The organism is Pseudomonas sp. L-22-4S-12, from assembly GCF_009799935.1.
Taxonomy (GTDB): domain Bacteria; phylum Pseudomonadota; class Gammaproteobacteria; order Pseudomonadales; family Pseudomonadaceae; genus Aquipseudomonas.
This window is the reverse complement of record NZ_WELL01000007.1, coordinates 215180-232760: the sequence shown is the minus strand read 5'-3', so window position 1 is coordinate 232760 and position 17581 is coordinate 215180. Positions and strand designations below refer to the sequence as shown.

Sequence of the window (17581 nt, the reverse complement as noted above, 5' to 3'; positions counted from 1 at the left end):
CTCCTATCCCAAACCCCCGATCATCGTAAGATGGTCGGGGGTTTGTCTTTGCGCCACAGAAACTGACCGCTACTGCTGAACCTGAATGGCAGTGCTGTTTCCGGCCTTGCCATACCTTATGCTTCATTGCTCTACTCAAGCTCATGCAGGTAGGCCTTTTGGTCTGTCGACTGTTGCTTCTGCGGGGACATTTTCCCCAGCCCTAGTTTGTTCTGGAATGGAGTCTGATCTCGATCATGACCGAGCTGAATACAGCCAAAACCCGCCGTACCACCAACTGGTCGGCCATATGGGTCTTACCGCTGATTGCCTTGTTGATTGGCGGCTGGCTCGGTTGGCGCGCCTACAACCAGGCCGGTATCGAGATTCAGGTGTATTTCCCCAGCGGCGACGGGATCCAGGCCGGCAAGACCGAGGTGATCTTCAAGGGCATGCCGATCGGCAAGGTGGTCGGTCTGGAGCTTGATGACAGCGGCAAGAAGCGTGGCGTGCGCGCGACCATCGAGATGGATAAGCGCGTTGGGCCGCATCTGCGCAGCAATACCCGCTTCTGGCTGGTCAAGCCGAGCGTCTCGCTGGCTGGCATTACTGGTCTGGAAACCCTGGTGTCCGGTAACTACATTACCGCTAGCCCCGGAGACGGCGAGCCGGCACGCGAGTTCACCGCGCTGACGGAGCCGCCACCTCTGGCGGATACTGTTGCCGGCTTGCACCTCACGCTCAAGGCGGATCGTCTGGGCTCGCTGAACCGCGACAGTCCGGTGTTCTACAAGCAGATCCAGGTCGGCCGGGTGAAGAGCTATACGCTGGGCGAAGATCAGAGCACTGTCGAGGTCAAGGTGTTCATCCAGCCGGAATATGCCTCCCTGGTGCGCAAGCACACGCGGTTCTGGAACGCCAGCGGCATGACCATCGATGCCGGGCTGTCCGGCGTCAAGGTGCGTACCGAGTCGCTGGCGAGCATCGTCGCCGGCGGGATCGCTTTTGCCACCCCGGAGCATCGCAAGGACAGTCCGCCCACGGATCCGAGCCTGTCATTCCGGCTGTACGAGAATTTCGATGATGCCCAGGCGGGCATCAAGGTCGCCCTCAAGCTGCCCGATTTCGAAGGCCTGGAGCCGGGTCGTACGCCAGTGATGTACAAGGGCATCCAGGTTGGCTACATGAAGACCTTCAAGGTCAATGAGGATCTGAACGGCGCCAGCGTGGAGCTGATGCTGGATCCGCGCACCGAAGACTATCTGGTCGAAGGCACCGACTTCTGGATGGTCAAACCCTCGATTTCGCTGGCCGGTATCACGGGCCTGGAAGCCCTGGTCAAAGGTAACTACATCGCCATTCGCCCGGGGGAGAAGGGTGCTGCGCAGCTGCGCGAGTTCGTCGCCCGGGACAAGGCTCCGCCTCTGGACCTGGGCGCGCCTGGGCTGCACCTGGTGTTGTTCAGCGACAACCTGGGCTCGCTGGAGGTGGGCAGTCCGATCCTCTATCGCCAGGTCAAGGTCGGCAGCATCCAGAGCTACCAGTTCGCCCGCGACCAGAAACGGGTCGTGCTGGGCGCGCATATCGAGCCCGAGTACGCCAAGCTGGTGAACAGCTCGACGCGCTTCTGGAATGCCAGCGGCATTCGCCTCACCGGCGGGTTGTCGGGGATCGAGGTGAAGAGCGAGTCGCTGCAGAGCTTGTTGGCCGGTGGCGTGTCCTTCGATACCCCGGACCTGAAGGCGCCGGTCAGTCGCAAGATCCAGCGCTTCACCCTGCACGACGACCGCGAGAGCGCGCTGCAGGAAGGCGTGGCGATCCAGGTCAAGGTGGGCAGCGGCGACGGTCTCAATCCGGGCACGCCGATTCGCTACAAGGGCCTGGAGGTCGGCAAGATCGAAACGGTGGAGCTGACCGAGGATCTGCAGGCCGTATTACTCAACGCGCGAATCACCAAGGCGACCGCACGGATCGCCAGCGTCGGCAGTTCTTTCTGGGTGGTCAAGCCGGAGCTGGGCCTGGCGCGTACCGCCAACCTGGAAACCCTGGTCAGCGGCCAGTACCTGGAGGTTCAGCCGGCGGACAAGCCGGGCAAGGGCCAGACCTATTTCGAGGCCCGCACCGAGGCGCCCACACGTGGAGCGAGCGAGACCGGCTTGCGGGTGGTGCTGAGCACCGCGCGGCGTGGGTCGATCAAGCCCGGCGTGCTGGTCAGTTACCGCGAGGTGCCGGTGGGCAAGGTGACCCATTTCGAACTGGGGCCGACTTCCGACCGCGTGCTGGTCCATATCCTCATCGAGCCGCGCTATGCGCCTCTGGTGCGCAGCGGTAGCCGCTTCTGGAACGCCAGCGGCATCGGCGTGGAAGCCGGGCTGTTCAAGGGGGTGAAGGTGCGTACCGAGTCGCTGGAGGCCTTGCTCGAGGGTGGGATTGCCTTCGCCACCCCGGACAACCCACAAATGGGTGGCCCCGCCAGGCCTGGGCAGACCTACGCGCTGAACGATGAAGTCAGCGAAGAGTGGCTGAAGTGGGCGCCGAAGATCGTGCTGGACAAGTGAGGTGAGAAAGGCGGGCGGATTCAGCTTGAGTTAAGTCGGCTTGGCTATCTTGGTTCCTGTCGAAACCAACAGCCCAAATGGAGACTGAACATGAACAAGCTGACTACCCTGTTTACCATCACCGTCCTTGCCGCCACTGCCGGTATCGCCCAGGCCCGCGACCTGGGCCCGGACGAAGCGCTGAAGCTGCGCGATGCCGGCACCATCCAGCACTTCGACAAGCTCAACGAGGCAGCTATCGCCAAGCACCCTGGTAGCAAGATCGAAGAGACCGAGCTGGAAGAGGAGTACGGCCGCTACATCTACCAGGTCGAGCTGCGCGACGCGCAGAACGTGCAGTGGGACCTGGAACTGGATGCTACCACTGGCCAGATCCTCAAAGACCACCGCGACGATTGATTGATCGCCATATAACGAAAGGGCCGCTGATGCGGCCCTTGTCGTTTGTGCTAGCGGGGTGGAACCCTGGCTAAGGATCAGGCCGGCTGGCCTTCCGGCTCGGCGGCTTTGACCACTTCGCGGCGTTTGATGAACTTCCAGTCGGCCTCGTCGATGTAGATGCCATTCGGCCCGCTGCCACCTTCCAGGTCGATGGCCACGTGGGCCGAGACCTGCGGTTTCACCGAGGCCAGGATCGGCACGAAACCCAGCTGCAGGCTGGTCTCGATCAGCGCCTGCTGGTTGCGCTCGTCGATATCCGCCGCCTCGTCGAGGTAGTAGGGCAGGCGTACCTTGCCGGCCTGCTCGCGGTCCATCAGGTGCAGCAGCAGGTACATGTTGGTCAGCGCCTTGATGGTCATGGTGGTGCCGTTGGAGGCGGCACCATCGATGTCGGTGTGCATCACCGGCGCGCCGCCGACCTTGGTGATCTCGAAGGCCAGCTCGAACAGGTCCTTGAGGCCCAGCTGGTTGCCGTTGGCGGCCACCAGGCGCGACAGGTAGTCCTTGGCTTCCTCGTTCTTCGCATCCTGCTCGGCGCTCTGGCTCAGGTCGAACACCGACAGGGTCTCGCCTTCCTCGTACTGGCCGGCGCTGTGGATGATCTGGTCGATATGCTTGAGTGCATCGCGGTTGGGCGCCAGGACGATGCGGAAGCTCTCCAGGTTGGATACCTGGCGCTTGTTGATCTCGCGGTTGAACAGCGCCAGCTGGTGTTCCAGGTTGTCGTAGTCGCTGCGGATGTTGCGCAGGGTGCGGGCGATATCGGTGACGGCGGCGCGACGCGCCTTGGCCAGCGTGAGGGCCTCGTCCTGGCGATGCGCGTAGGCGTTGACCAGCAGCTGCAGGCGGCGCTCCGGATCGTCTTCGCTGTCGAACTTGGCCACGCCCTTGAGGCGCACCTGGGCGTACAGCGCGTCGATCTGGCCGTCGATGCGCTGCAGCGCCTGCCAGCTGTCCTGGTAGTCGTTGAGCAGTGGCAGCAGGTTGTCCAGCGAGTCGTCCACCGGCTCCAGGAAGGGTGTGCCGAACGGCAGGTCGGCCGGCAGCAGCTGGCGGCGGCGCAGGGCATCTTCCAGGGTGCGCTCCTTGGCTTCCAGGTCGGCGAGCTGGCGGCCGACCAGCTGCAGCTTGGCGGAGAGCTGCTGCACCCGCTCGGTGAAGGCGTCGGCGGCGCGCTTGAGTTCGTCCTGGGCGGCCTCGGCCTCGGCCAGCTGATCCAGCTTGGTCGGCTCCTCGGCGGCCAGGGTCTGGCTGCGGCGGAAGTCCTCCAGGGCCTTCTGTGCATCCAGTACGGCCTGGTACAGCTGCTCGGCCTGGGCCTTGCTCGCCGCGCGGTCGTTGGCCACGGCCTGCTGGGTCTTCAGTTGCTTGAGCTCGCGCTCCAGGCGGTCGCGCTGGTCGCGCAGGGCGGCGCGGTCGGCCAGGGCCTGCAGAGCCGGCGGCTCGATGTGTGAGAGGTCGATGGACAGGCCTGGCACCGCAAAGGTGTCGCCCTTGAAGCGGTCCAGCACGGCTTCCACCGCCTTGACCCAGTCGTCGCCCTCGGCCTGGATGCCTTTTTCACCCAGCGGCAGGCTGAACAGCTGGCCGTTGAACAGGCGCATCAGGCGGTCGACGTCGGCCTGGCTGAACTCCTCGCGCAGGCGCGAGTAGCTGTTGTTGTCGGCGTGGTCGAGCTGCTGCCTGACCGACTTCAGGCGTTTCTCCAGGTCGCGCAGGCGCTCGTCCAGGTCCTCGGCAGAGAACTGGCGGGATTGGGCCAGGGCGCCGGCCAGTTCGTCGTGGGCGTCCTTGGCGGCGAGCAGCTGCTCTTCCAGCACCTTGGCGCTGTCGACCAGGGCAAAGCGGTTCTTCAGCACCGCCAGCTCACCGAGCCAGCGCTGGATCTCGCTGATCTCGCGCTCCAGGCGCATCAGCTCGGCAGTACCGCCGCGCTGTTCGTTCTGCAGGCCGTCCTGCTCGCGCTTGTAGTGCTCGGCCTGGATCACCAGCTCTTCCTTGCGCGCGCCGGAGTAGTCCTGCCAGGCGCCCAGCAGGTTATCCAGCAGCGGCGAGAGGCGGTGCAGCTTGCCGCGCAGCAGTTCGCGCTGGGCCACGCCGCCGGACAGCGCCTCGACCAGCGGGCCGGCGGCGACCAGGGCCTGGTAGTCCTGCTCCATGCGGCGCACGTCGCGGAAGGCCTCTTCGGTGGCGGCGATATAGTCGACGCTGCCGGAGCGCAGGCTGTGCTCGAAGGCATCGAGGAACAGCTGCTTCAACTTCGCAGCGGTGATCTCGCGCATATGCAGCAGGTTGATGAACAGAGCGCGGAAGGTCTTCAGGCTCTGCTCGCTGGTGGAGCGCAGCGGGATCAGGGTCAGGTCCAGCGGGATCGAGGTGTGGCCGCCGACCAGCAGGCGGCGCAGCTCCTCGGGCTTTAGCTCGTAGGCGACGATGCCGGCCTGGCCGAGGTTCTTGAACAGCTCGCGCTGGCGCAGGCAGGTGCCGTCCTGCTGGTAGTGGGCCAGGTCCAGCTCACCCCGGTAGGCGAAGAACTGGTGGCCGAAGCCGCCGCCCGGGCCACGGCCGGCCACGCCGATCACGTGCGGGCCGTGGGGCAGGGCGACTTCCACCAGGATGTAGCTGGTGTCCGAGGCGAAGTAGAACTTGCGCGACTGTTCCAGGCTGTACTTGCCGAAGCTCATGTCCGACATGCGCGCGAGGATGGGGAACTGCAGGGCGTTGATCGAGGCGGACTTGCCCAGGTTGTTGGCGCCGTACACCGACAGCGGGTTTTCCAGCGGGAAGATGCCGAGGCTGTAGCCGGCGGTGTTCAGCAGGGCGAAGCGGCGGATGCCGTAGCGTTCCTGGCTCATGCGTCGATCTCCTGGGCTTCACGTTCTTCGGCCATGGCGCGGGCCAGGGCGTCTTCCTCGGACTCGGTCGGCGCGGCTTCCGCCTCCTCCGGCTCGATGATCACGATTTCGTCTTCTGCGTCGTCCACCGCCAGCTCCGGGGTCGGTAGCGGCAGGTTGCTGTGCAGGGTGGCGGCCAGGTCGCGGTCCTGCTGCACCGACAGGCACACGTCGAGGAAACGGTGCATCGGCGCGAGAAAGCGGTACACGCCGTTGTCCTCACCGGCGAAACCGAGCTGGGCCAGGCGGCGCATGACCTTCTCTTCCAGTTCTTCCTGGGTGGTGACTTCGGCCTGCAGGAACAGGTCCTTGTACTTCTCCAGCAGCGCCGGCAGCTCGTCGCGGCCCAGGCTGCCGCCGTCGAGCACGGCCAGCGGGTCGCGGCCCTGGTCGGCTAAATGTTCAACGAGGATGAAGGTGAACAGCGCCAGGCGCTGGGCGGTCTTGTTGACCTGGGCGCCCATCTGCTCCGGCACGAAGTAGTAGAAACCGCGGCTGTCGCAGACCAGCTCGTAGCCGAGCGACTTGAACAGCGCGCGGTACTGGTCCTGCTGGTTGGACAGCTGGGTGTACAGCTCCGGGCTGTTGCGGCTGATGTGGTAGCCCTTGAACAGCTCGCGGAAGATCGGCGCCAGCTGGGTGAGTTCTTTCAGATCGATATTCATGCAGTGGTCCCGGCCGGCTTGATCAGGGCGTAGGAGCTCAGGCTGACCTGATGCTCGCGGGTGAGGTAGTCGCGGCGTTCGAGGCGCTCGCGCTGGAAGCGGCCGTCGCGCGACAGGCGCGAGAACCAGTAGAGCAGCTCGTCGGTGGCGCCTTCCGGCTCCTGCTGCAGCAGCCAGGTCATCAGGTCCGGCAGCGGCAGGGCCTGCTCACAGCGCTCGATCATCTCGCGGGCGGTGCGTGGTGCCTGCGGCGCGCTGCCCTTGCGGGGGGCGCTGGCCTTGGGGAACTGGTTGGGCTTGGGCTGGAAGCGCGCCAGGGCGTAGACGTAGCTTTCCACCTGGCTGGCGGTGCCGAGGAAGGTGCTCTGCGGGCGGCTGAACAGCGGCAGCGAGGCCTGGGGCAGGGCATCCAGGCCCTTCTTGCGGATCACCGACAGGGCCAGGGCGGCGCCGCGGGTCACGGCGTTGTGCCGGCGGGCCTCCTCGCGCAGCGGCAGCAGCAGCTCGCGGGCCTTGCGCAGGGTCAGCTGGGCGGTGGTCTGCATTTCCAGGATGCGCGCGTGGGTACGCAGCAGCAGGTCGTCGTCGACCAACTGGCCGAGGCGCTGCTGCTCGCCGAGCAGGCGCAGCAGCACCTGCTCGACGCGGCGCACGCCCTGCTCGAAGGCGCCATCGGCGGCGACCAGCTGGATCATCGGCTCGACGTATTCGTCCCAGGTTGCCAGCACCTCGGCGTAGCGCTGGCGCAGCGGAATCTGCCGGTCCGAGGTCTTGGCCCGTTCGGCCACGCCGACCAGGGCCTGTTCGTCGTTGGCCAGTTTCTTCAGTACGTCGCGCACGCGCATGTCGAGCAGGCGCAGCTGGCGCGCCAGGTCGTTGCCATCGCGCACCTCGAAGGCATCCTGGATATAGCCGGCCAGGCGCTCCAGGTGGCGCAGGTAGGCCTCGATCTCCAGGCACAGGCCGAGGCGGTGCTCACGGCGCAGGTAGGCGAGGAAGTCGTGGATCTGCGCGTTCAGCTCGAAGCGGTTGGGGCTCTTGGCCACCGGCACCAGGATGTCCAGGCGGATCCACTGGTCGAGCAGGGCGGTGATATCGGCGGGGCTGCCCTCGGGCAGCTGCGTGCCGAGCTGGTTGCGCAGCTCCACCAGGCTCAGGGTGCCGGCGTCGAAGCGCTCGCACAGCGGTTCGAGCAGCGTCCAGTGCTCGGCGAGGGCGCGCAATACGCGCTTGGGATCAATCATCGGGGCATCCGTTCGGCAGGCTGCTTTCCATGATCTGCTGCGCGTCGGCCAGCCGGCGTTAAAAATGGCTTCGGAATGCTCATTTACAGCTCGTAAACTCCGCTTCCTCAGCCATTTTTGCCTTGTCTGGCTCTAGCTCGCGAGATCATCAATAGTTCAAAGGCGGCGGAATTGTACTGCAAAGGTGCAGGACTGGCCGACCGGGTGTCGAAACGCCCGGCGGCCTTCCCCGCAGCGGCGATTCAGGCCACAATTCCCGCCCATCAGTGCGGGCCCGCTGCCCGCCACAGGAACTCTCAGTCTTGATCGAAGAAGCCCGTCGCCGTGCCTATCTGACCGCCATGCAGGTGGTCAGCTGGCTGCCGCGCAGTGTGTTGCCCTTTGCCGCGCCGTCGCGGGCCGAGCTGCTGCAGCCATTGCCCGAGCCGGAGCCGCAGGTCGTCGTGCCGGTAGCGGTTGCGGCGCCTGCCGTTGTGCGCGAAGAGGCTCCGGCGCCACGTCCGGGCATCGAAGTACCGCGCCCGGCTGTGCCGATGCCCAAGCCGATGATCAAGGCCGAGCCGGCCGCGACCGAAGCAGAAGAAACCCCGGCGCCGCCCCGAGCAGCGCCCGTGGCACCGCCGCGCTTCGCCCTGCAACTGCTGCGCGCCGGCGATTGCGCCCTGTTGGTCGAGCTGCCCACCGGCGAGTCGTTCCAGAGCCGCGACCCGGCCTATCTCTTATTGAAGGACCTGCTGCGCGCCGCCGGCCTGCCGGACAGCCCGCAGCAGGTTGGCGACGGCTCGCCGATCCGCTGGCCGCTGCTGACCCGCGGCAACCTCGACCAGGGCCCGGATGCGGCCCGCGACTATGTGCAGGGTGTGCTCGCCGGCCAGTTGGAGAGCCAACCCTGTGCCTGCCTGTGGCTGATCGGCCTGCCGGCCGTGCGCTTCGCCGGTGAGGCGGATGCCGAGGCCTTCAACCGTGAACTGACCATCGATGGCCTGGGCGCGGCCTGGGCCTTGCCGGGCCTGGAGCTGCTGATGGACGAACCTGAGCGCAAGCGCGAGCTGTGGCAGGCCATGCGCCGGGTCATGCAGCGCTGGAAACCTGTCGTATGAGCAACGCCATTACCTTCCGCCCGATGACTGCGGCGGATCTCGACCGCGTGCTGCAGATCGAAGCGGCCGCCTTCAGTCATCCCTGGACCCGCGGCATCTTCGAGGACGGCCTGAAGTCCTACGACTGCTGGGTGATGTTCGAGGGCGAGGAGCAGGTCGGCCACGGGGTGATCCAGGTGATCATCGACGAGGCGCACCTGCTCAATATCACCGTGCGCCCGCAGAGCCAGGGCCAGGGCTACGGCCTGCAGTTGCTGGAGCACCTGATGCGCCGGGCCATGCAGCTGAACGCCGGCGAGTGCTTCCTCGAAGTGCGCGCCAGCAACCAGTCGGCCTACCGCCTGTACGAGCGCTACGGCTTCAACGAGATCGGCCGGCGCCGCGACTACTACCCGGCGCCGGGTGGGCGTGAGGATGCCCTGGTGATGGCCTGCACCCTGCTCGATTGAGCGCTGCTCGGCAAAACCAGCATGCCGGGCCCGGGTTCGCGCAGGCGGGCTGCCGCTAGCGGGTAGAATGGCGCTCCATCTATACAGGAGTGATTGCCATGGAACAGGCAAACCAGAACCCCCAGGCCGCTATCGCTATTGATCTCGGCGCCCTGCCGCAGCAGCTGGAGGTGCCGGGCTTCGCCACCTTCTACGAGGAGCACCGTCAGGCCAACGAAGGCTCGCCGCTGGCGACTATCCTCACCTTCATCGGTTACGGCGTGCTGATCGTTGGCGTGCTGACCCTGATCTTTGGTCCCGAAAGCGTCATGGTCAATACGTTCAGCGGGCCGGATTTCTTCCAGATGATCCAGCTCTACCCGGGCCCCATCGCCTCGCTGGGCTTCCTGATCGTTTCCGCTGCCACCCTGCTGAACGGGCAGAAGCAGCTGCTGACTCCCGAGGCCTATCTGCTCAATCACTATCCGCTCGAGCCGCTGGGCGAGTTGGCGGAGGGGCAGCGCCTGCAGGTCGGGTATTTGGGCGACAGCCGCTTCCTGCTTAGCGGCGTGGTTGCCGACGAGGCTGCCGGCGAGAGCCCGGCAGGCGCCTAGGCCGTTCCTCGCTTGTCAAAGCCTGGGCCGCTCCGTATGGTGCGGCGCGAGCCTGGAGGATTAGCCATGAACGATCTGCAGCACCTGTTCGACAACAACGCGCGCTGGGCCGAGACGATCAATCAGGAAGACCCGGAGTTCTTCGCCACGCTGGCCAAGCAACAGGCCCCGGAATACCTGTGGATCGGCTGTTCGGACGCGCGCGTGCCGGCCAACGAGATCGTCGGCCTGTTGCCCGGCGACCTGTTCGTCCACCGCAACGTGGCCAACGTGGTGCTGCATACCGACCTCAACTGCCTGTCGGTGATCCAGTACGCGGTCGACGTGCTCAAGGTCAAGCACATCCTGGTCACCGGCCACTATGGTTGCGGCGGGGTGCGGGCGGCCATGCAGGATCGCCAGTTCGGCCTGATCGACGGCTGGCTGCGCTCGATCCGCGACCTCTACTACGAGCACCGCGACCATTTCGCCCAGTTCGATAGCAAAGAGGAAAAGGTCGACCGCCTCTGCGAGCTCAACGTGATCCATCAGGTGGCCAACGTCAGCCACACCAGCATCGTGCAGAACGCCTGGCACCGCGGCCAGGAGATCGCCGTGCACGGCTGCATCTATGGCATCAAGGACGGTCGCTGGAAGAACCTCAACGTCACCGTCAGCGGCCTCGAACAACTGCCGCCCCAGTACCGCATGCGCCCGCTCGGGCAATCCTGAGGTGGGGCACCCGCAACTCCTCGCCTGGCTCGGTCTGGCCCTGGCGAGCCTGTTCTGGGCCGGCAACTCGCTGGTCGCGCGGGCCTTCAGCGGGCCGATCCCGCCGCTGTCGCTGGCCTTCTGGCGCTGGGCGGTGGCTCTGCTGATCCTCCTGCCGCTGGTCGGCCCCTCGCTCTGGCGCCATCGCCAGGTCCTGCGCGCCGCGGGCTGGCGCCTCTGGGTGGCGGCGTTGCTGGCCATCAGCCTGTACAACTGCCTGCTGTATACCGCGGCGCTGAGTACCGCGGCGATCAATCTCAGCCTGGTCAGCACCTGCCTGCCGCTGGCGACTTTCGTCGGCGCCGGCCTGCTGCTGGGCGAGTGGCCGGCACGGCGTGCCTGGTTCGGTCTGGGCCTGGCGCTGCTGGGGCTGTTCTGGCTGATCGGCCAGGGCGACTGGGGCGTGCTGAGCAGCCTGTCGTTCGCCCAGGGGGATCTGCTGATGCTGCTGGCGACCCTGGACTGGGCGCTGTACTCCTTGCTGCTGCGGCGCTGGAGTCGTTACTTCCAGCTGCCGCCGTTCACCCTGCTGGGCGCCTTGGTGTTGCTTGGCCTGCTCATGCTCACGCCGCTGTATGCCTGGGATCTGTGGCGGGGCGTGCGTTTCGAGCCCAGCCCGGCGAATCTCGGCGCCATCGCCTACACCGCGCTGTTTGCCTCGGTGATCGCCTACCATCTGTGGAATATCGGCCTGCGCGAGCTGGGGGCGGCGCGCACGGCCATGAGCAATTACCTGATGCCGGTGTTCACTGCCCTGCTGGCCTGGCTGCTGCTCGACGAGGGGTTGCAGGCCTACCACTGGGTCGGCGGTGGCCTGATCCTGCTGGGGCTGTTGCTGGCTGGTCGTCTACAGGAGAGCCGGGCATGAACCATTCACTCTGCGTGATTGCCGGCGACGGCATCGGTCGCGAAGTGGTGCCGGTGGCCGTCGCGGTATTGCAGCGCCTGCTGCCGGGCTTGCGCCTGGTCGAGGCCGAGGCGGGCTGGGACTGCTTCCAGCGCCACGGCGTCGCGGTGCCCGAGGCCACGCTGCAGGCCCTGCAGCGCTGCGGGGCCGGCCTGTTCGGCGCGGTATCCTCGCCCAGTGGTGTGGTGCCCGGTTATCGCAGCGCCATTCTCACCCTGCGCCAGCGGCTCGGCCTCAACGTCAACCTGCGCCCGGTGCGCAGCTGGCCGCGGGTTTCGCCCAAGGCCGGGGTGGATCTGCTGATCCTGCGCGAGAACAGCGAGGGGCTCTACAGCGGCCGCGAGCACTGGCAGGAGGGGGGCGTGGCAATTGCCGAGCGGGTCATCAGTCGTGCCGCCTGCGCCCGGCTGGCGAGCATGGCGGCCGAGGTCGCGGCGCAGCGCCAGGCGCGGCGCATCACCCTGGTGCACAAGGCCAACGTGTTGCCGCTGACCTGCGGCCTGTTCCGCGACACCTGCCGCGCAGGGCTCGAGGCGGCCGGCTGGGGCGCCCAGCTGGACGAGCGCCTGGTGGATGTCGCGGCCTTGCAGCTGGTGGCGCAACCCGAGGCGTTTGACCTGATCGTCACCAGCAACCTGTTCGGCGACATTCTCTCCGATCTGGCCTGCCACTGGAGCGGTGGCCTGGGTCTCGCTCCCTCGCTGAACTGGGGCAATGGCCTGGCCCTGGCCGAGCCGGTGCACGGCAGCGCCCCCGACATTGTCGGCAGCGGCCGGGCCAACCCGCTGGCGGCCATCCTCAGTGCGGCCCTGCTGCTGCGCCACCACTGGCAGCGCGACGATCTGGCCCGGCGCGTGGAGCAGGCGGTGGAGGACTTCCTGCGCGAGGAGTGGCGCGCTGACCTGGCGGGAGAGACCACCAGGGTGGTGGCACACGGGGTGTTGGCGCGTCTGGCCTGAGTGTCCGGCTGGCTGGGTTCGGCTGGCGCTGAAACCTTTTTCAGCAGGCGCCTTGGCCGGGGATATGCCCCCGGTTCTTCTCGGAGGAGCGGGGCTTCAACTGTCCTGTTGGCCTATTTCGGCTTCAGGGGATGTTGATCTGCAGGGTGCCCATCGCGAGCTTCAGGAAGATCAGCCAGCCAACCGCGCTCAGTATGCCGAGCACCGAATAGCCGACGATGATGCCCAGGGCGATCTGCTTCCAGAGCCCCGAGTGATTGCTGGTCGGCGTTTGCCGGTAGGGCGGGGTGTCACGTTCCGCCCGGATATTCTCGAAGTCGTCTTTCACTTTTATCTTCCGTTTGTCCGAGCGTGCCGGTGTCTCGCCACGCCCTGCGCAACGGTATCTCGGTCTTTTCCCGCATTGGGTCCGGCTGGTGTGTTGATTGGCCGGATTATAGGGGCGGTCTGGCTGCGGGGCAGACGATTTTTCTGAAGGCCAGAAAGCACAAAGGCCTACCCGAAGGTAAGCCTTTGTTTTGTATGGTGGCTACGCAGGGACTTGAACCCCGGACCCCAGCATTATGAAAAAACGGCATTTACCTTCGTAAAGGGCGAAAGCCTGTAAGATCGTGCTTCTCGGCCACCCTAAAGCCTATAAGGTGGCGGCGTATGAAGGAGATTAGATAAGCTGGGAAAAAAACTCAGATGGAGCATTAGGTGAAACGGATTTTATCGATAGGGCCTGCACTCGCGGTTGTAGTTGGATCTCTTGGAGGCTGCGCAGCTGTCCAGAAAGAGCCGAACGATTCCGCCTCGTCACAAATGGCATCTCTGCCTGTTGAATCGGAAGCGCAGCGTATCGCCAACCAGCGAGTCCAAGAGGATATTGCGGGCGTCAAAGTACTGATTGTGGTGGCGTGCTCAGAAAAGCTAAGCATCCCGACCGTCGAGCGTCCCGAAGATCTGGCCACAGTAAAAAAATGCTCGGACGACCAGCTAAAGGTCATAGGCAATGATGCTCTGGCCCGCATAGAGGCGAGAGAGCTGTCTGACAGTGAAGTGGGCCCATTCATGCTTAACCAAGCGGCGGCCTTTCTTCAGGCCAACAGCGAGGCCGCTAGAGCACGCGATCCCGCAGAGCTTATTAAAATTGCGCGAGAGGGTGGTGGGAGGCTTTTTCTTTCGAAGCCTGAATGATAGCTACCTAGGCTTCGGTAGCGGGCCAAATTTGCAGTGTCGGCTTCTGGCTGTGAGTAGCAATCAGGAGTCGAAGCAATGTTGGAGTGAGGCCGTCTCCGTAGGCTGAGCCAACATTGAGACACTTCTGGGGCAGGCCCAGAAACAACAAAGGCCTACCCGAAGGTAAGCCTTTGTTTTGTATGGTGGCTACGCAGGGACTTGAACCCCGGACCCCAGCATTATGAATGCCGTGCTCTAACCAACTGAGCTACGTAGCCGCTTGAGGCGCGCATTATTCTCGTCGGGCGTCAGGCTGTCAAGCCTGTTTTGAGAAAATTTCCGCGCGCGATCAAATGCTTACACGTTGAAGCGGAAGTGCATGACATCGCCGTCCTTGACGATGTAGTCCTTGCCTTCCAGGCGCCATTTACCGGCTTCCTTGGCGCCGGCTTCGCCCTTGTACTGGATGAAGTCGTTGTAGGCGACCACTTCGGCGCGGATGAAGCCTTTCTCGAAGTCGGTGTGGATCACGGCAGCTGCTTGCGGGGCGGTGGCGCCGACGCGTACGGTCCAGGCGCGCACTTCCTTGACCCCGGCGGTGAAGTAGGTCTGCAGGTTGAGCAGCTCGTAGCCGGCGCGGATCACGCGGTTGAGGCCCGGCTCTTCGAGGCCGAGGGCTTCGAGGAACATGTCCTTCTCTTCGCCGTCGTCGAGCTCGGCGATTTCCGCCTCGATCTTGTTGCACACCGGGACGACGATGGCGCCCTCTTCGGCGGCGATGGCCTTGACCACGTCGAGCAGCGGGTTGTTGTCGAAGCCGTCTTCGGCGACGTTGGCGATGTACATCACCGGCTTGCTGGTCAGCAGGTGGAAGCCACGTACCAGCTGCTTCTCGTCGTCGCCCAGGGTCTTCAGCAGGGTGCGTGCCGGCTTGCCTTCGGTGAAGTGGGGGATCAGCTTCTCCAGCAGGCCTTTCTGCGCCACGGCGTCCTTGTCGCCGCCCTTGGCGTTGCGGCTGACCTTCTGCAGCTGCTTCTCGCAGCTGTCGAGGTCGGCGAAGATCAGTTCCAGCTCGATGATCTCGATGTCGCGCTTGGGGTCGACGCTGTTGGACACGTGGATCACGTTGTCGTCTTCGAAGCAGCGCACGACGTGGGCGATGGCGTCGGTCTCGCGGATATTGGCGAGGAACTTGTTGCCCAGGCCTTCACCCTTGGAGGCGCCTTCGACCAGGCCGGCGATGTCGACGAACTCCATGGTGGTCGGTAGGACGCGTTCGGGCTTGACGATCTCAGCCAGTGCGGCCAGGCGCGGGTCGGGCATCGGCACGATGCCGCTGTTCGGCTCGATGGTGCAGAAGGGGAAGTTCTCTGCCGCGATACCGGATTTGGTGAGGGCGTTGAACAGGGTGGACTTGCCGACGTTGGGCAGGCCGACGATGCCGCAGTTGAATCCCATGGTGTGTCCCTCGCGCGTAAGGCGGTGAAAGGTGATTAGGTGGCTTTCTGGCTGTGCAGCTTGTGCATCGCCTTGGTCCATTCGCCGGCGAGCATTTCCGGGAGGACGCCGAGAGCGAAGTCGATGCTGGCGTCCAGCAGTTCCTGCTCGCTACGCGGGGCGCGGCCGAGCACGAAGTTGGAGACCAGGCTGCTGTGCCCGGGGTGGCCGATGCCGAGCCGCAGGCGGTGGAAGCTGTTCTGATTGCCGAGCTGGGCAATGATGTCGCGCAGCCCGTTGTGCCCGCCGTGCCCGCCACCCTGTTTGAGTTTGGCGACGCCGGGAGGCATGTCGAGTTCGTCGTGGGCCACCAGGATGGCTTCTGGCGGAATGCGGAAGAAATTCGCCAGGGCCGCCACGGACTGGCCGCTGCGGTTCATGAAGGTGGTGGGGATGAGCAGACGAACGTCGCGACCCTGATGGCTGAACTTGCCCACCAGGCCAAAATACTTTTTGTCGGGGTTCAGGCTGACGCGTTCGCGGTCGGCCAGGCGCTCAACGAAAAGGGCCCCTGCGTTATGCCGGGTCTGGTCGTATTCGGGGCCTGGATTACCCAGGCCGACGATCAGTTGCACGGCAGTCACGACGGGGGCCCTTCCTTAAGACGAGCTGAGTGGATTACTCGGCTGCGCCTTCTTCTTTGGCAACGCGGGAGGCATGGATGTTGGCAACAGCCAGGTCGTTGCCGTGGGCCAGGGCCACCAGCTCGACGCCTTTCGGCAGTACCAGGTCGGACAGGTGAACGATCTGACCGACTTCGACCTGGGCCAGGTCGACTTCGATGAATTCCGGCAGGTCTTGCGGCTGGCAGGAAACTTCGACTTCAACGATGGTGTGGGACACTTCGCCGCCCTGCTGCTTCACGCCAACCGAGGATTCCTGGTTGATGAAGTGCAGCGGAACGTGGGCGCTCAGCTTCTGGCCGGCGACGACGCGAACGAAGTCGGCGTGCAGCACGAAGCCTTTGGCCGGGTGACGCTGCAGGGCCTTGATCAGAACGGTTTCGGCGGTGCCGGCAACGTTCAGGGTCAGCACGTGGCTGAAGGCAGCTTCGTTTTCCAGCAGCTTGGCCAGGTCTTTGGCCAGCAGGCTGATCGATTGCGGGGCTTTCTCGCCACCGTAGATAACAGCCGGAACCAGGCTGGCGATACGACGCAGGCGGCGGCTCGCACCTTTCCCCAGGTCGGAACGCGCTTCGGCATTCAGGGCAAATTCAACAGTCATTTCACATCTCCAGAATAACCAAACCGCCAACAGCGCTTGCGACCAGCGTGTGGGCGGTTGGGCAAAAAGCCCCGCACGGCGGCGGGGCACAGGTCGTCAGGGACGTTCGCCGGTTAGCGGAACATCGCGCTGATCGATTCTTCATTGCTGATGCGACGCATCGCTTCAGCTACGACGGCGGCCATGTCCAGCTGACGGATGCGCGGGCAGGCTTGTGCCGCGGCGGACAGCGGGATGGTGTTGGTCACCACCAGTGCGTCCAGCACGGAGTTTTCAATGTTTTCGATGGCGCGCCCGGAGAGAACCGGGTGGGTGGCGTAGGCGAATACCTTGGCGGCGCCGTGCTCCTTCAGTGCCTTGGCGGCATGGCAGAGGGTGCCGGCGGTGTCGACCATGTCGTCGACCAGTACGCAGGTGCGGCCGTCCACGTCACCGATGATGTGCATCACTTCGGAGTGGTTGGCTTTTTCGCGACGCTTGTCGATGATCGCCAGGTCCACACCCAGGGACTTGGCCACGGCGCGAGCACGTACCACGCCGCCGATGTCCGGGGAGACGATCATCAGGTTGTCGAAACGCTGGTCTTCGATGTCATCCACCAGAACCGGGGAGCCGTAGATGTTATCTACCGGGATATCGAAGAAGCCTTGGATCTGGTCGGCGTGCAGGTCGACGGTGAGCACGCGGTCGATACCGACCACGGTCAGCATGTCGGCCACTACCTTGGCGCTGATTGCCACGCGAGCGGAGCGCGGGCGGCGATCCTGGCGGGCATAGCCGAAGTAGGGGATGACTGCGGTGATACGAGAAGCCGAGGAGCGGCGGAAGGCGTCAGCCATCACCACCAGTTCCATCAGGTTGTCGTTAGTCGGGGCACAGGTCGGCTGAATGATGAAGACGTCTTTACCGCGAACGTTTTCATTGATTTCGGCGCTGATTTCGCCATCGGAGAATTTGCCTACGGAGGCGTCGCCGAGGGGAATGTGCAGTTGGCGCACGATACGACGCGCCAGATCGGGGTTAGCATTCCCCGTGAAGACCATCATCTTGGACACGCGCAGTACCTGCCTGAGGGTGGGTCCGATGAATTAAAAAGCTGTTCAAAAAGCAGGGCTCTTTGAACAGCTCTCGAGTGTATGGCAGGGGCGGCTGGATTCGAA

The 17581-nt window shown here is 64.6% G+C and carries 17 protein-coding genes and 2 tRNA genes (1 of these 19 only partly in view); 9 read left to right on the top strand and 10 right to left on the bottom strand.

All coding sequences use genetic code 11. From position 1 onward, the window contains the following. Positions 1 to 236 precede the first annotated feature (236 nt). Both F3I16_RS17395 and F3I16_RS17390 read left to right on the top strand, forming a co-directional pair. Positions 237 to 2537, top strand: a complete 2301-nt coding sequence (locus F3I16_RS17395; RefSeq protein ID WP_160494812.1) for a PqiB family protein — start codon at positions 237 to 239, stop codon at positions 2535 to 2537. A 90-nt stretch (positions 2538 to 2627) separates the two neighbouring features. Next, positions 2628 to 2936, top strand: a complete 309-nt coding sequence (locus F3I16_RS17390) for a PepSY domain-containing protein (protein ID WP_160494811.1) — start codon at positions 2628 to 2630, stop codon at positions 2934 to 2936. A 77-nt stretch (positions 2937 to 3013) separates the two neighbouring features. Here F3I16_RS17390 and mksF read toward each other — a convergent pair whose 3' ends face one another. The 3 genes from mksF to mksB are packed head-to-tail and all read right to left on the bottom strand — an operon-like array spanning position 3014 to position 7781. After that, a complete protein-coding gene (gene mksF, locus F3I16_RS17385) occupies positions 3014 to 5833 on the bottom strand; it encodes an Mks condensin complex protein MksF (RefSeq protein ID WP_160494810.1) in 2820 nt (939 codons plus the stop codon). Beyond that, the gene (gene mksE / locus F3I16_RS17380) at positions 5830 to 6537 is read right to left on the bottom strand and encodes an Mks condensin complex protein MksE (RefSeq protein ID WP_160494809.1); all 708 of its coding nucleotides are present in this window, start codon (positions 6535 to 6537) and stop codon (positions 5830 to 5832) included. The genes mksF and mksE overlap by 4 nt, the downstream gene beginning before the upstream one ends. Beyond that, positions 6534 to 7781 carry an Mks condensin complex protein MksB gene (gene mksB / locus F3I16_RS17375; protein ID WP_160494808.1) on the bottom strand — a complete coding sequence of 416 codons (1248 nt, stop codon included), beginning with the start codon at positions 7779 to 7781 and terminating at the stop codon, positions 6534 to 6536. The genes mksE and mksB overlap by 4 nt, the downstream gene beginning before the upstream one ends. A 302-nt stretch (positions 7782 to 8083) precedes the next feature. Here mksB and F3I16_RS17370 point away from each other — a divergent pair, with 302 nt between their 5' ends. The 6 genes from F3I16_RS17370 (at position 8084) to F3I16_RS17345 (ending at position 12539) form a co-directional block, all read left to right on the top strand. Beyond that, positions 8084 to 8881 (top strand): energy transducer TonB, encoded by a 798-nt coding sequence (locus F3I16_RS17370; RefSeq protein ID WP_160494807.1) that lies wholly within the window; start codon positions 8084 to 8086, stop codon positions 8879 to 8881. Then, on the top strand, positions 8878 to 9330 hold the full coding sequence (gene rimI, locus F3I16_RS17365; protein WP_160494806.1) for a ribosomal protein S18-alanine N-acetyltransferase: 453 nt from the start codon (positions 8878 to 8880) through the stop codon (positions 9328 to 9330). The genes F3I16_RS17370 and rimI overlap by 4 nt, the downstream gene beginning before the upstream one ends. Before the next feature lie 98 nt (positions 9331 to 9428). Then, positions 9429 to 9923: a hypothetical protein gene (locus F3I16_RS17360; RefSeq protein WP_160494805.1), complete on the top strand. Its 495-nt coding sequence runs from the start codon at positions 9429 to 9431 to the stop codon at positions 9921 to 9923. A gap of 66 nt (positions 9924 to 9989) precedes the next feature. Further along, the gene (gene can / locus F3I16_RS17355; protein WP_160494804.1) at positions 9990 to 10634 is read left to right on the top strand and encodes a carbonate dehydratase; all 645 of its coding nucleotides are present in this window, start codon (positions 9990 to 9992) and stop codon (positions 10632 to 10634) included. Between the two features lies 1 nt (position 10635). Then, positions 10636 to 11541: a DMT family transporter gene (locus tag F3I16_RS17350; RefSeq protein WP_372239644.1), complete on the top strand. Its 906-nt coding sequence runs from the start codon at positions 10636 to 10638 to the stop codon at positions 11539 to 11541. Next, positions 11538 to 12539: an isocitrate/isopropylmalate dehydrogenase family protein gene (locus tag F3I16_RS17345; protein WP_160494802.1), complete on the top strand. Its 1002-nt coding sequence runs from the start codon at positions 11538 to 11540 to the stop codon at positions 12537 to 12539. Before F3I16_RS17350 ends, F3I16_RS17345 begins: the two co-directional genes overlap by 4 nt. Positions 12540 to 12663: 124 nt before the next feature. Here F3I16_RS17345 and F3I16_RS17340 read toward each other — a convergent pair whose 3' ends face one another. Next, the gene (locus F3I16_RS17340) at positions 12664 to 12867 is read right to left on the bottom strand and encodes a hypothetical protein (protein ID WP_178116687.1); all 204 of its coding nucleotides are present in this window, start codon (positions 12865 to 12867) and stop codon (positions 12664 to 12666) included. Between the two features lie 371 nt (positions 12868 to 13238). On the opposite strand from F3I16_RS17340, the gene F3I16_RS17335 reads away from it, so the two are divergent. After that, positions 13239 to 13718 carry a hypothetical protein gene (locus F3I16_RS17335; RefSeq protein ID WP_160494801.1) on the top strand — a complete coding sequence of 160 codons (480 nt, stop codon included), beginning with the start codon at positions 13239 to 13241 and terminating at the stop codon, positions 13716 to 13718. A 183-nt stretch (positions 13719 to 13901) separates the two neighbouring features. Here F3I16_RS17335 and F3I16_RS17330 read toward each other — a convergent pair. From F3I16_RS17330 to F3I16_RS21100, 6 genes are all read right to left on the bottom strand, one after another. Beyond that, positions 13902 to 13978, bottom strand: a tRNA-Met gene (locus F3I16_RS17330). Between the two features lie 79 nt (positions 13979 to 14057). Continuing rightward, positions 14058 to 15158 carry a redox-regulated ATPase YchF gene (gene ychF, locus F3I16_RS17325; protein WP_160494800.1) on the bottom strand — a complete coding sequence of 367 codons (1101 nt, stop codon included), beginning with the start codon at positions 15156 to 15158 and terminating at the stop codon, positions 14058 to 14060. A 35-nt stretch (positions 15159 to 15193) separates the two neighbouring features. Next, a complete protein-coding gene (pth, locus tag F3I16_RS17320; RefSeq protein ID WP_160494799.1) occupies positions 15194 to 15781 on the bottom strand; it encodes an aminoacyl-tRNA hydrolase in 588 nt (195 codons plus the stop codon). Between the two features lie 34 nt (positions 15782 to 15815). After that, the gene (locus F3I16_RS17315) at positions 15816 to 16421 is read right to left on the bottom strand and encodes a 50S ribosomal protein L25/general stress protein Ctc (RefSeq protein ID WP_160494798.1); all 606 of its coding nucleotides are present in this window, start codon (positions 16419 to 16421) and stop codon (positions 15816 to 15818) included. 113 nt (positions 16422 to 16534) lie between these two features. Continuing rightward, positions 16535 to 17476: a ribose-phosphate pyrophosphokinase gene (locus F3I16_RS17310; RefSeq protein WP_160489857.1), complete on the bottom strand. Its 942-nt coding sequence runs from the start codon at positions 17474 to 17476 to the stop codon at positions 16535 to 16537. A gap of 82 nt (positions 17477 to 17558) precedes the next feature. Then, positions 17559 to 17581, bottom strand: a tRNA-Gln gene (locus tag F3I16_RS21100) (it continues 152 nt past the right edge of the window).

Coding starts and splice junctions, on each gene's coding strand:
- F3I16_RS17395 (WP_160494812.1), top strand. CDS start 237: ATGACCGAGCTGAATACAGCCAAAACCCGCCGTACCACCAACTGGTCG.
- F3I16_RS17390 (WP_160494811.1), top strand. CDS start 2,628: ATGAACAAGCTGACTACCCTGTTTACCATCACCGTCCTTGCCGCCACT.
- mksF (WP_160494810.1), bottom strand. CDS start 5,833: ATGAGCCAGGAACGCTACGGCATCCGCCGCTTCGCCCTGCTGAACACC.
- mksE (WP_160494809.1), bottom strand. CDS start 6,537: ATGAATATCGATCTGAAAGAACTCACCCAGCTGGCGCCGATCTTCCGC.
- mksB (WP_160494808.1), bottom strand. CDS start 7,781: ATGATTGATCCCAAGCGCGTATTGCGCGCCCTCGCCGAGCACTGGACG.
- rimI (WP_160494806.1), top strand. CDS start 8,878: ATGAGCAACGCCATTACCTTCCGCCCGATGACTGCGGCGGATCTCGAC.
- F3I16_RS17360 (WP_160494805.1), top strand. CDS start 9,429: ATGGAACAGGCAAACCAGAACCCCCAGGCCGCTATCGCTATTGATCTC.
- can (WP_160494804.1), top strand. CDS start 9,990: ATGAACGATCTGCAGCACCTGTTCGACAACAACGCGCGCTGGGCCGAG.
- F3I16_RS17345 (WP_160494802.1), top strand. CDS start 11,538: ATGAACCATTCACTCTGCGTGATTGCCGGCGACGGCATCGGTCGCGAA.
- ychF (WP_160494800.1), bottom strand. CDS start 15,158: ATGGGATTCAACTGCGGCATCGTCGGCCTGCCCAACGTCGGCAAGTCC.
- F3I16_RS17315 (WP_160494798.1), bottom strand. CDS start 16,421: ATGACTGTTGAATTTGCCCTGAATGCCGAAGCGCGTTCCGACCTGGGG.